The following is a 12331-nucleotide window of genomic DNA, read 5'->3' on the forward strand; positions in this document are numbered from 1 at the left end:
CAGCGACCACGCGGCGGTCGGGATGGCGCCGGATTCGGGCGCCGGATCGGCCTGCGTCTTGTGCCGCCGGGCCGACCAGGCCGGCAGACCGTTCTCGCCCGTACCGCCCCGCCGGGCCGGTCTGCGCTGCGCCTCCGGCTGCGGCTCCGGCGGAACGGGCCTGCCGGGCTTGGGTCTCGGATCGGGCGGCGGCGGCAACGGCAACGGTTCCGACTCCGGCGCGAAACCGCCGGTGGACGGGGACCAGGCCGCGGTGGAGGGCCCGAGATCCTCGGCCGCTTCCGCGGCCTCCGCCGCCCTGCGCCTGGCCGCGCGACCGCCTCGGGCGCCGTTGCGCTCCGGCAGGGACGAGCGGCCGAAGCCGGGATCGTCGAGTTCCGCGTGGCCGCCGCGGCCGGGTTCGGCGCCCCGGCGGTCGGACAGCGCGTCCCGTCCGAACGGCTCGGCCTGGACCTCGTGCCAGGACCGTACCTCGGTGGCCTCCTCCTCGGGCTCCTCGCGCCTGCGCCTGCGTCCGGAACGCGGCGGCGTCTCCGCGACGCCGCCACCGAGCGGGTCCGGCACGTACGGACCGGGCGCGGCCGCGAACAGATCGGACACCGGGGTGTCCGGCGAGAGCGGGTCGTAGGTGCCGTGCCGCGAGGACGGCATCTCCCGGCCGGGCATGACCCGGCTCGATCGCCCGGGCGGCGGATCGGCCTGCGGCGGGTCGGGCTGCGCGTAACCGGCCAGCGGGTCGTACATCGAAATCGGGCCCGACATGGGCGAATACGACGACAGGTCGGGTTGCGGCTCCGGCGCGTAGGACACCGGCTCGGGAGCCGGAGGGTCGAACGAGGGCGGCGCGTAGGCCTGCTCCTCCGCGCCGGAATCCGGCGCGGCGTGCGCGGAATGACTACCGCCCTCCCGGATGACCGGCAGGTCGCCGGTCAGTTCGGCCACGGAGATGCCTCGGCCACCGCGGCGGCGCCTGCCGCCACCGGACGAGGCGCCCTGCTGGCCGTTGCGGGCCAGCAGTTCCGCGACCGACAGCTGTTTGGAGTCCTCACTCATGACGACACCGTCCCGATCGAGCTGGGCAGCGTCGCGCCGCCGCCGGGCGCCGGGCCACCGTCTCGGGCCGCCGCGCGCGCTGAGTACGTTGCTTCGGGTCCACCATTCATATCGGTATCCAGTTTGCGCAGGATGAGCCCTTCACGCAGCGCCCACGGACAAATCTCCAAGGAATCCAGCGAAAGTGCCCGCATACTCGCCTCCGCGACCAATGCGCCGGCCACCAATTGCTGTGACCGATCGGAACTTACGCCTTCCAATTCTGCACGGTCCGCCGCCGTCATCCGCGAGATGAACGCAATCAGTTGGCGCAGACCCGAGCTCGTGAGTGTACGACGCACCCGCGGACCTGCCGTGGAGGGCGCCGCCCCGGTCAACCGGGCGAGGGACCGGAATGTCTTCGAAGTGCCAACGGCCAGATCGGGCTTGCCCGGCTCGAGCAGCTTCTTCGCGGGCACCACCAACTCGGCGTCGAGCCAGTCGCGCAGCACGGCCACCCGGCGCTTGCCCGGCGGGTCCTCGCGCAGCCATTCCCTGGTCAACCGGCCCGCGCCCAGCCGCAACGACAGCGCGACGTCGGGTTCCTCGTCGCCGCCGTTGGTCATTTCCAGCGAGCCGCCGCCGATGTCCAGATTGAGGATGCGCCCGGCGCTCCAGCCGTACCATCGGCGCACCGCCAGGAAGGTGAGCCGCGCCTCGTCGACGCCGGTCAGCACCCGCAGGTCGACGCCCGTCGCGGCGCGCACGCGGGCGAGCACCTCTTCGGAGTTGGCCGCCTCGCGCAGCGCCGAGGTGGCGAACGGCATCAACTCGACGCAGTTGGAGGTCTCGGCGATGCTGGCGAATTCGGCGACCGTGTCGATCAGCTTCTGCGCGCCCGCCTCGGTGATGCAGCCCGCGTCGTCGATGTTCTCCGCCAGGCGCAAGGTGGCCTTGGTCGAACTCATCGGCAGGGGGTGACCGCCGCGATGCGCGTCCACCACGAGCAGGTGAACGGTATTGCTTCCGACATCGAGTACCCCAAGCCGCACATGAACACGGTACTGGGTGATGCGGCACTTCAGCCCAGGCGACTGAACTGTTAGCGTCCTATTTCGTGACGGTAGGCGCATCCCCGAGCAGCCCGACCCGGCCCCGACCAGCGGGGAAGATCGACCCGGCCCCCGAAGTGGACCCTGATTTTCCCCGTGAGTGGATCGAGTTCGTCGATCCCGCAAACGACGAGCATTTGATCGTCGCGGATCTGACCTGGCTGCTGTCCCGATGGACCTGCGTATTCGGCACACCCGCCTGCCAAGGCATCTTGTCCGACCGGCCGGACGACGGCTGCTGCTCGCACGGCGCGTTCCTCTCCGACGAGGACGACCGCAAACGGCTGGGCCGCGCTGTGAAGCTGCTCACACCGCAGGACTGGCAGCTGCGGGGCGAGGCGGTCAACGCGCAGGGCAAGGTCACCAAGAGCGGCTATCTGGAACTCGACGAACTCGACGACGAGCCCGCGCTGCGCACCCGCCGGTTCGAAGGCGCGTGCATCTTCCTCAACCGTCCCGGTTTCGCAGGCGGCGTCGGCTGCGCCCTGCACACCATGGCTCTGCGGCGCGGCATCGAGCCGCTGGAAGTCAAGCCGGACGTGTGCTGGCAGCTGCCGATCCGCCGCACCCAGGAGTGGGTGGACCGGCCCGACGGCGTGCAGATCCTGCGCACCGTGATCACCGAATACGACCGCCGCGGCTGGGGGCCCGGCGGAGCCGACCTGGACTGGTACTGCTCCGGTTCACCCGACGCCCACGTCGGCAGCAAGCCGGTCTGGCAGTCCTACGGCCCCGAGCTGACCGAGCTGATCGGCGCGCCCGCCTACGCGGAGCTGGCCCGGCACTGCAAACGCCGCGAGGGCCTCGGCCTGATCGCCGTCCACCCGGCGACGGTGCACGCCGACCGGATGCGCGATGGCGCCGATCCGGTCGCCTGATCGTTTGCCGATCGAGCGCCCAGTAGGGTCGCCGCGCCCGGTCCCACCTCGCGGGGGTTCACCCCGCCGCCATGCGAGCTTCACCCGGATAGGGTTTGATGTGCCGTTATGTCCAAGAAAGTTCTCGCCGCGGCGACCCTCGCACTGGGCGCCGCCCTCTCGCTGACCGGAGTAGCCCACGCCGAGCCGAACGGCGACCCGCACAAGTTCTACGACTTCACCACGGAGTTCGTCTCGGCCACCGATCCGGCCGCGGTCAACGCCAAGGCCGCGGGCAAGCTGCTGATCGCGAGCCCGTACGGCACCTCGCACACCATCGCCTGCCGTGGCACCAACACCGCGGACCTCTACAACTGCATGCAGGAAGACGATCTGGGCTGGATCACCCTGCAGAAGACCGAGACCCCGCTGGGCACCACCTGGATCTACTTCCCCTGATGTACGCCGACAGAACGGCCGAGAACACCGCGGTGCTCTCGGCCGTTCGTGTACCGCGCCGGGCGCGGGCGCTCACGCCTCCAGCTTGTAGCCCAGGCCGCGCACCGTGACCAGATGCTCCGGCTTGGCCGGGTCCGCCTCGATCTTCGAGCGCAGTCGCTTGACGTGCACGTCCAGCGTCTTGGTGTCGCCGACGTAATCGGCGCCCCACACCCGGTCGATCAGCTGCCCCCGGGTGAGCACCCGCCCGGAATTGCGCAGCAGGTATTCGAGCAGGTCGAACTCCTTCAGCGGCAGAGTGACCGGCTTGCCGTTCACCATCACGGTGTGCCGGTCGACATCCATCCGGACCGGACCGGCTTCCAGCACGCCGCTCTCGTTGGTGCCGTCCAGCTCGTCGCCCGCGCCGCGGCGCAGCACGGCGCGGATGCGCGCGATCAGCTCGCGCGCGGAATACGGCTTGGTGACGTAGTCGTCGGCGCCCAGTTCCAGCCCCACCACCTTGTCGATCTCGCTGTCGCGCGCGGTGACCATGATCACCGGAACGCCGCTGCGGGTGCGCAACTGCTTGCACACGTCCGTGCCGCTCATGCCGGGCAGCATGAGGTCGAGCAGGACGATGTCCGCACCGGACCGGTCGAACTCGGCGAGCGCGGACGGCCCGTCACCGACCACGGTGACCTCGAAACCCTCCTTGCGCAGCAGGAACGCGAGCGGATCGGCCAGCGACTCCTCATCCTCGACGATCAGAACACTCGTCATCTGCGTGCCTCCACACCATTCGGTCGGCCCGGTCCGGTAGGACGCGGGCTTGTTTCTTTCGTGCCCACCACGGCGCCGTCGTGGTCGTCGTCGGCGCCTGCTTCGTGGTGGGCGGGTATGCGCAAGGTGAACGTCGATCCGGTGCCCAACTTGCTCCACAGGGTGATCTCCCCGTTATGGTTGGCGGCCACGTGTTTGACGATAGCCAGGCCCAGTCCGGTGCCGCCCGTGGAGCGCGAACGCGCCTTGTCGGACCGGAAGAACCGCTCGAACACCCGCTCCTGGTCCTCCTTGGCGATGCCGATGCCGCGGTCGGTGACCGCCATCGCCACGTGATCGCCGCGCAGCGAGCGGCTCACCGACACGTGCGAACCGGCCGGGGAGTAGGCGATCGCGTTCTCCACCAGGTTCGACAGTGCCGTGACCAGCAAGGTCTCGTCGCCGAGCACCTCGAGTCCGCTGGGCCGGTCGGTGCTCACCGTGATCCCGGCGGCTTCGGCGGCGGTGCGGGAGCGATCGACGGCCTGCATCACCACGGTGTCCACGTCCACCACCTCGAGTTCGGGCAGTTTCTCCGCGCCTTGCAGGCGGGAGAGCGCGATCAGCTCGGTGACCATCTTGCCGAGGCGGCGCGATTCACCGAGCACGCGCTGACCGAAGTGTCGCACGGCCTCCGGGTCCTCGGCGGATTCCAGCAGAGCTTCGGCGAGCAAACTCATCGCGCCGACCGGCGTCTTGAGTTCGTGACTGACGTTCGCGACGAAATCGCGGCGGGTGGCCTCCATGCGGGCCTGCTCGGAATCGTCGTCGGCGAACAGCACGGTGAAGGTGGTCTCCTCACGCGACAGTTGCCTGGCGACGCCGCGCACCGCGATGCGGCCGCGGCCGGGGACCGGATTCTTCGCGGTGAGGTCGAACTCGGCGGATTCGCCGGTGGCCAGCACTTTCTCCACCGCGGCCCAGGCGCGCTCGTCGAGCAGGCGGTTGCGGACCAGCCCGAGTTCCTCCGCGCGCGGATTGACCAGCACTACGTCGCGGTACTCGTCCACCACCGCGATGCCGCTCTCGGAGGCGAGCACGATCAGGTCGAGAACCTGGGACATGGTGAGACCGGACTCGGCCTGCCTGCGCGCGGCCTGCCTGGCATTCACATACGGGATCAATAGCCCGCCGACTGCCAGGCCGACGACAGCCGCCAAGATGGCCAGCAGCACGGCCTGGGGAACACTCACACTTGAATCGTACGGTCGCCGACGGGGTGGCCAACGCCGGGTACGCGAAGTTTCGCGCAGGTCACAGGCCCTTCCGGCCCCGTTAGCCGCATGTTTACGCACTGTTCGACATGGCGTACTCGCAGCGTATTCACCGGGCGGTCAGTCCGCTTCGTCGTCGGCGGCGAGCGCCTCGCTCACGGCGCGGCCGTGTACATCCACCCACGCACCGAGGGCGTAGATCGGGCGCAGTAGGTCCGCGCCCGCGGCGGTCAGCTCGTATTCGACCCGTGGCGGCGCCTCGGCGTAGCGGCGACGGCGCACCAGCGTCATCCGTTCCATTCGGCGCAACGTCTGAGTCAGCATTTTCTGGCTGATCCCGCCGATGGCCGTGCGCAGCTCGCCGGGGCGCATGGGCCCTTCGCGCAGCATGTACACGATCACCGGCAACCAGGAGTTGCCGAAGATGTCCACACCCATCCGGGCGGGGCAGTCGGATTCGAAGTCGCCGTAGGGCGCGAAGTCCACCCGCTCGGCGGTGCCCGGTTCGATCGGTGCCGCGCTCATCGTTCCAGCTTGCCAGCGCCGTAGCGCACCCCGGAGTGCCCATCGGAATTCCTAGCGTCGTGGGCGGACACTGTCGAGTCAGGAGTTGGAATGCGAATCGGAATCATCGGTGCGGGCGCGATGGCGCGGGCGCTCGGCGGCGGCTGGAGCGCGGCGGGTCACGAGGTGCTCGTCGGCGCCCGGTCCGCCGGCGCCGCGGGGGAACTGGCCGCCGCGATCGGCGCGCGGGCCGGAACGATCGGCGACGCCGCGGCTTTCGGCGATGTCGTGCTGCTCGCGCTGCCGGTCCCCGCCTTGCCGGAGGTCTTGAACGCCGTCGGGAACCTGCTGCCCGGCCGCACGATCGTCGACTGCACGAACGCCTTCGCCCCGGACGCGGCGGCGCCCGAGGGAGTCACCGCGTTCGTGCTCGCCGAGGACGCGGTCGCGGAACGGATCGCGGCGCAGGCACCAGGGGCGCACGTGGTGAAAGCGTTCAACCTGTGTGCCGCCGAAGTGTGGGAGGCGAAAGCTCGCGTCTTCGACGGCCGCCGCTTGGCGGTGCCGCTGTGCGGTGACGACTCGGCCGCGGTGCGAGCGGTCGCGGCGCTGGCCGAAGACCTCGGGCTGCAGCCGATGGCGGCGGGCGGGCTGCACCGGGCCCGCTACCTGGAGGCCCTGTCGGTGTTCACCGTCGGTCTCTGGTTCGCCGGACACGATGCCCGCGCGATGTTCCCGCCCCTGGCGGCCGCGTTCGCCGTCACCGACTGACGTCGGCGGATCAAGCCGAGCCGAGGTCGGCGAGCTTGCGCTCCAGCACCGCCCGCTCGCGCTGGTTACCGCACAGGCCGATGGCGCGCTCCAGTTCGGTGCGCGCCTCCTGCGGGCGGCCCAGCCGAACGAGCAGTTCCCCGCGAACGCTCGGCAACAGGTGTGAACTCGCCAGCGGCCCGGCGGCTACCAGCTCATCCACGATCGGCAACGCCGCAGCAGGCCCCTGCGCCATGGCGACCGCCACCGCGCGGTTGAGGTCGACCACCGGCGACGGCGCGAGCCGGCCCAGCGCCTCGTAGATCAGCACGACACGTTCCCAGTTCGTCGCCTCGACCGACGACGCGACGGCATGACATTCGGCGATGGCCGCCTGCAACCCGTAGGCGCCCAAGCCCCGGCCCGCCTGCTCGGCACGGGCCAAGGCGGCTTGTCCCCGGCGGATCGCGGAGCGATCCCACCGGCGGCGGTCCTGGTGCTCCAAGAGCACCGGCTCACCGTCCGGCCCGGTGCGGGCCGGAAAGCGCGCCGCGGTCAGTTCGAGCAGCGCCAGCAGGCCGTGCGCCTCGGGTTCGTCCGGCACCAGCCTGGTCAGCACCCGCGCCAGACGCAGGGCTCCGCTGGCGAGGTCGAGCCGGATCAGGTCCGCCCCGGAACTGGCCGAGGACCCTTCGGTGAAGATCAGGTAGATCACGCTGAGCACCGAACCGAGGCGCTTGGTCCGTTCCTGGGCCGGCGGCGTCTCGAACGGCACGCGGGCCGCCGCGAGGGTCTTCTTCGCCCGCGTGATCCGAGCCTGCACAGTCGCGGCCGGAACGAGGAACGCCTTGGCGATCTCGTCGCTGGTGAGACCGCCGACCACGCGCAACGTGAGCGCCACTCGCGCTTCCCGCGACAGCACGGGATGGCAGGAGATGAACATCAACGCGAGCAGATCGTCATCGATCCGGTCCGGGTCCCACAGCACGTCCTCGGCGTCGCGGGCCGGATCGGCCGGTGCGCCGCCCGAGACGGCGCCGCCCTCGCCCAGGTCCCGGGCGAGCGCGGCGTACCTCGAATCCAGGGCGGAGCGCCGGCGGAACGCATCGATCGCGCGACGGCGGCCGACGGTGAGCAGCCACCCGGCGGGATTGCGCGGCACGCCCTCCCGCGGCCAGGTGACCAGCGCCTCGGCCAGCGCCTCCTGCGCCAGGTCCTCGGCCAGCGCGAAGTCACCGGTATACCGCGCGAGCGCGCCTACGATCCGCGCGGACTCGATCCGCCAGACCGCCGCGACGGCTTCACGGCCGGTGTGGTCGCCCATCGCCCCTCGATCCGTTCGCCCCTCGATCCGTTCAGAGCTGACCGGTGGCCTCGCGCCACGCCCGCTCTTTCTGAATCCACACGTTGTCCTGCGGGAACTCGTCGATGGTCGGGACCCGGCGGATCTCGGTCTTGAACCCGGGGCCGATCATCGGCATCCGCTTGGCCCACTCGATCGCTTCTTCCTTCGACGCGACGTTGAGGATGTAGAACCCGCCGAACAGTTCCTTCGTCTCGCCGTACGGGCCGTCGGTGACGACCGGGGTCTCGGAGTTGTAGTCGACCACCACGCCCTCCGCGGCGTCCTCCAAGCCTTCCGCCGCGACCAGCACGCCCGCCCGGATCAATTCGTCGTTGTACTTACCCATGGTTTCGAGCATCTGGTCGAAGTCGATGTTCGCCATCGCCGCGAACGCCTCGTCGGTGGCCCGCATGATGAGCATGTACTTCATGGTTCGTCTCCCTGGCTGTTCGGATCCCTCTCTGGACCCTCTCACCCATAGGTCGAACGGGGCATCCGGAAGATCGACACACGCCCGGAAATTTTTTCGACCGATCTCGGAGCCGCCGATCGGAGCGTGCACCCGCACCCATACCCCGCGGCGTCGACCATGATGCGCGACGGGTGCACGCTCGAACCGCGCCCCGGCTCTACCACCCCGGATTACCGCGAATCGGGATGTTGACGAAGCTCGGACGGCCGGGGTCCAGCTCCAAATGCTGTGGGCGCAAGCCGGTGTCGATCAGCATGGGCAGGATGGGCAGGCCCTTGGGGAAGTTGCCCGCGTACACGTCGACGCGCAGGCGGTGGCCTGGTTGCAGGAGCGCCTCGGTGGCGGGCAACGCGATGTCCAGCGTGGTCGCCTCGCCCGGGACCGTCGGCTGCCGCTGCTCCAGCGAGGTGAACGGGCGCGGATCGGTGTAGTCGCCGTTGGCCGACTTGCTGCTGTTCGCCTCGTCGATCGCCCGCAGCGAGGCCATGAGCTGCCCCGAGGACAACACGCTGGACTGCCCGTCCGGCGCGACGTCGTTCACGGTGACCACCCAGTAGCCGTCGGCGGTGTCCTGCACCGTGTTCAGTCGCACCGCGATCCGCCCCGAGATCGAGGTCGGCTCGGCGACCGGGGCGCTGGTGAAGGTCAGCCCGTTCAGCTCCTGGATACGGGAGTCCTTCGCGCAGCCGTCGATGACCGACAGCACACCGGCGGTGCCCTGGGCGGCGTCGTTGGAGCACAGGCTGGTCAGACCGGGCGCGACGGTCAGACGCGCGGGTTCGCCGCTGTCCTCCGGGCTGAGCGAGCCGTCGTAGAGGCTGTCGGCGGTGCCGCTGGGCGCCGCCGACAGGTACATCCGGCGGTGCACCGCCTGCTGCGCGCCCGCCTGGGCGCCCGGCGCGGCGAAGGAGTCGGTGGTGATCCAGCCGCCGCCCTGCTGGCGCAAGGTGACCGGGCCGTACCGATCGATGCCGTTGTCGATGTCCTTGAGCCACTTGTCGAACCACGCGCGCTGCAGCACGTCCAGCCGCGGCGGCAGGCCCGGCTTGCCGTACTCGTTGCCCGAGTTGAGGTGATAGGTGTTGCCCATCAGCAATTGCTTCTGGCCGGGCGGCAGCGGGATCTCGTTGTAGATCTTGGATTCGGAGTAGGCGAACAGGTCGTGCCAGCCACCGGTGACGAAGGTCGGCGTCCGGATCCCGCTCGGATCACCGAGCCAGTCCTGCCGCGGCGGGGAGCCGTCGGTCAGCAGTTCCTTGGCGCGCGGATCGAGATCCTCGAGACGCGCGGTGGTGTAGACGTTCAGCAGGACGTCCATGAAGGTCAACGGATCTCGGGCGCGATCGGCCAGCCACCTGGTGTCCAGCTGCCCGTTGAGCACCGAGGCCAGGTCGGGGATCAGTTTGAGGCCGTTGATCGCGGTCAGCCACAGCGGGATGAAGTTGAAGCCGAAGCCGCCGCCGGGCGCGAGCACGTCGTTGACCAGGTCGCTGCCCGGCACGACCGGGAAGATCGCCCGCAAGGCCGGCGGGCGCTGCTCGGCGGCCTGCACCTGGTTGATCCCGGAGTAGGAGATGCCGTTCATGCCGATCCGCCCGGTGGACCACGGCTGCCGGGACGCCCAGTCGATCACCTCGAGCGTGTCCTGCTGCTCGCGTCCGCGCAGCATGTCCCAGACGCCCTGGGAGAAGCCGGTGCCGCGCACGTCGACGACCACCTGGGAGTAGCCGCTCTTGATCAGCTGCCGGTCGACCGTGAAATTGCGCAGTTCGCCGCCGCCGAACGCCTTGGTCAGGTCGGTGACGCCGGACAGCGGGGTGCCGCTCATGTCGATCTGCCGGAACAGCTCGATCAGCGCGTCGGACAGGCCGGGGATGGACTGCGCGTGGTCGGCCAGGTTCGAGACCAGTTTGGTGTACGGCGTGAGGTTGACGATCGTCGGCGTCGGCGTGTCGACGGGCCGCCCGGAGGCATCCGCGGGACGGTACACGTTCCCCTTCAAAACGGTGCCGTCACTCATCGTGATGGGGACGTCCCAAGTGATGTGGATGTTCGGGTACTGCTGGGTGGCGTCCTGGGTGGCCGTCCACTCCACTCCAGCTGCCCCACCGTCGGGGCCGGTCGGCAACGGCGCGGCGCCCGCGCCGCTCGTCAGGAAGGGGGCGAGCACCGCGGCGGCGACGACCGCCACTGAGACCCGCAACGCGTACTTCATCGGACGTGTTCCACCTCTCGTACCGGCCGAGCGACCGAGCGTTACCTTCCTACCCGTCGGTAAGAACAGGGGTAACATACACCGGAGCACGAAACAAAGGTTCACATATGCCGATCGAGCTGCGGATCTCGCGACGTTTGTGCTGGCCAGACGAGTCTGGACCCATTTACAGCATCGGAATCATGGCTCACGACCGAAGCCGGACCGGCGTACCGCCCGCCCGGCGTGTCGCGCACGTCCGCCCAGCACGCGGCAGAGGATGAACACGGCCGAACGCGACGACGCGCTGCCACCCGAAGATGACAGCGCGTCGGAATGTGCGTACGGAGGCTTACTTCCCGCCCTGGCCCGCGACGGCGGCGGCGCCCGCGGCGGCCGCCTCCGGGTCGAGGTACTCGCGCGGGCGCACCGGGCGCAGATCCTGGTCGAGGTGGTAGACCAGCGGGATGCCGGTGGGGATGTTCAGGCCCGCGATGTCCTCGTCCGAGATCTGGTCGAGATGCTTGACCAGCGCGCGCAGCGAGTTGCCGTGCGCGGCCACCAGCACGGTCTTGCCGGACAGCAGGTCCTTGGAGATGGTCGACTCCCAGTACGGGACCATCCGGTTCACCACGTCGAGCAGGCACTCGGTCTTCGGGACCTCGATGCCCGCGTAGCGCGCATCACCCTCCTGGCTGTACTCATTGGCCGGGTCGATCGGCGGGGGCGGGGTGTCGTAGCTGCGGCGCCACAGCATGAACTGCTCGTCGCCGTACTTGTCCCGGATCTGGGCCTTGTTCTTGCCCTGCAGTTCGCCGTAGTGCCGCTCGTTGAGCCGCCAGTCGCGGATCACCGGAATCCAGTGCCGGTCGGCGGCGTCCAGCGCGATGTTCGCGGTGGAGATCGCCCGGCGCAGCAGCGAGGTGTAGACGACGTCCGGCAGGATGCCGTGCTCGGCCAGCAGTTCCCCGGCACGCTTGCCCTCGGCGATGCCCTTGTCGGTCAGATGCACGTCCACCCAGCCGGTGAACAGGTTCAGGGCGTTCCATTCGCTTTCGCCGTGGCGCAGCAGCACGAGGGAGTACGTCATGCGGTCATCCTCCCATGCGCGCTCGACCGGGTCGCATCGGTTCCCGCCCGCCGCAGGCGCCGGCTCGGGGAAAGCGCGAAGTCAGACCGGTTCGCCAGCGGTGTGCTCGGCGGCGAGCACACCCGCGCCCACGAGTGTGGCGCCGTGGGTGATCGCGGACAGTTCCACACGCAGTCCGCGCAGGAACTTCAGCCCGGCGTGCTCCCGCACCGCGGTGCGCAGCGGATCCCACAGCGGCGCACCGGATTGCGCGAATCCGCCGCCGATCACCACCCGGTCGACGTCCAGCAGGGCGGCGGCCGAGGCGATCGCCGCGCCGAGAGCGGTACCCGCCCGGTGCAGCGCGGCGACAGCGATCTCGTCGCCCGCCTGCGCGTCCGCGGCCAAGCGCGCACCCGTTCCGCCGGACCAGCCTTGCTCGCGCGCCCAGCGCACCGACGACATGCCGCCGGCGACCGCTTCGACGCAGCCGCGGCCCCCGCAACCGCACGGGACCTCCCA

Annotated in this window: 13 protein-coding genes; 3 read left to right on the forward strand and 10 right to left on the reverse strand. The window is 69.9% G+C overall.

Annotation, left to right across the window (positions count from 1 at the left end):
- On the reverse strand, positions 1-1053 hold a 1053-nt coding region (locus tag ON27_RS25915), incomplete at its 3' end, for a hypothetical protein (RefSeq protein ID WP_043733303.1).
- Complete coding sequence (locus ON27_RS25920) at positions 1050-2084, reverse strand: Ppx/GppA family phosphatase (RefSeq protein ID WP_043733306.1); 1035 nt, start codon at positions 2082-2084, stop codon at positions 1050-1052. The genes ON27_RS25915 and ON27_RS25920, both read right to left, overlap by 4 nt.
- A gap of 65 nt (positions 2085-2149) precedes the next feature.
- Here ON27_RS25920 and ON27_RS25925 point away from each other — a divergent pair, with 65 nt between their 5' ends.
- Both ON27_RS25925 and ON27_RS25930 read left to right on the forward strand, forming a co-directional pair.
- The gene (locus ON27_RS25925; RefSeq protein WP_051047003.1) at positions 2150-3022 is read left to right on the forward strand and encodes a DUF3109 family protein; all 873 of its coding nucleotides are present in this window, start codon (positions 2150-2152) and stop codon (positions 3020-3022) included.
- A gap of 108 nt (positions 3023-3130) precedes the next feature.
- Positions 3131-3460 carry a hypothetical protein gene (locus tag ON27_RS25930; protein ID WP_043733309.1) on the forward strand — a complete coding sequence of 110 codons (330 nt, stop codon included), beginning with the start codon at positions 3131-3133 and terminating at the stop codon, positions 3458-3460.
- Between the two features lie 72 nt (positions 3461-3532).
- Here ON27_RS25930 and ON27_RS25935 read toward each other — a convergent pair whose 3' ends face one another.
- The 3 genes from ON27_RS25935 to ON27_RS25945 form a co-directional block, all read right to left on the reverse strand.
- On the reverse strand, positions 3533-4222 hold the full coding sequence (locus tag ON27_RS25935) for a winged helix-turn-helix domain-containing protein (protein WP_043733312.1): 690 nt from the start codon (positions 4220-4222) through the stop codon (positions 3533-3535).
- Positions 4219-5454 carry a sensor histidine kinase gene (locus ON27_RS25940; protein WP_043733315.1) on the reverse strand — a complete coding sequence of 412 codons (1236 nt, stop codon included), beginning with the start codon at positions 5452-5454 and terminating at the stop codon, positions 4219-4221. Before ON27_RS25940 ends, ON27_RS25935 begins: the two co-directional genes overlap by 4 nt.
- 141 nt (positions 5455-5595) lie before the next feature.
- Positions 5596-6000 (reverse strand): winged helix-turn-helix transcriptional regulator, encoded by a 405-nt coding sequence (locus ON27_RS25945; RefSeq protein ID WP_051047004.1) that lies wholly within the window; start codon positions 5998-6000, stop codon positions 5596-5598.
- Between the two features lie 90 nt (positions 6001-6090).
- Here ON27_RS25945 and ON27_RS25950 point away from each other — a divergent pair, with 90 nt between their 5' ends.
- A complete protein-coding gene (locus ON27_RS25950; RefSeq protein ID WP_043733317.1) occupies positions 6091-6750 on the forward strand; it encodes an NADPH-dependent F420 reductase in 660 nt (219 codons plus the stop codon).
- A gap of 10 nt (positions 6751-6760) precedes the next feature.
- Here ON27_RS25950 and ON27_RS25955 read toward each other — a convergent pair whose 3' ends face one another.
- The 5 genes from ON27_RS25955 to ON27_RS25975 form a co-directional block, all read right to left on the reverse strand.
- On the reverse strand, positions 6761-8053 hold the full coding sequence (locus ON27_RS25955; protein ID WP_043733319.1) for an RNA polymerase sigma factor: 1293 nt from the start codon (positions 8051-8053) through the stop codon (positions 6761-6763).
- A 31-nt stretch (positions 8054-8084) separates the two neighbouring features.
- Positions 8085-8504, reverse strand: coding sequence for a YciI family protein (locus tag ON27_RS25960; protein WP_043733323.1), 420 nt, complete (start codon positions 8502-8504; stop codon positions 8085-8087).
- Between the two features lie 199 nt (positions 8505-8703).
- The gene (locus ON27_RS25965; RefSeq protein WP_043733326.1) at positions 8704-10761 is read right to left on the reverse strand and encodes a CocE/NonD family hydrolase; all 2058 of its coding nucleotides are present in this window, start codon (positions 10759-10761) and stop codon (positions 8704-8706) included.
- 331 nt (positions 10762-11092) lie between these two features.
- Positions 11093-11830: a phosphoglyceromutase gene (locus tag ON27_RS25970; RefSeq protein ID WP_043733330.1), complete on the reverse strand. Its 738-nt coding sequence runs from the start codon at positions 11828-11830 to the stop codon at positions 11093-11095.
- A gap of 81 nt (positions 11831-11911) precedes the next feature.
- On the reverse strand, positions 11912-12331 hold a 420-nt coding region (locus ON27_RS25975; RefSeq protein ID WP_043733337.1), incomplete at its 5' end, for an ROK family protein.

The sequence above is a fragment of the Nocardia asiatica NBRC 100129 genome (assembly GCF_000308415.1).
Classification (GTDB): Bacteria; Actinomycetota; Actinomycetes; order Mycobacteriales; family Mycobacteriaceae; genus Nocardia; species Nocardia asiatica.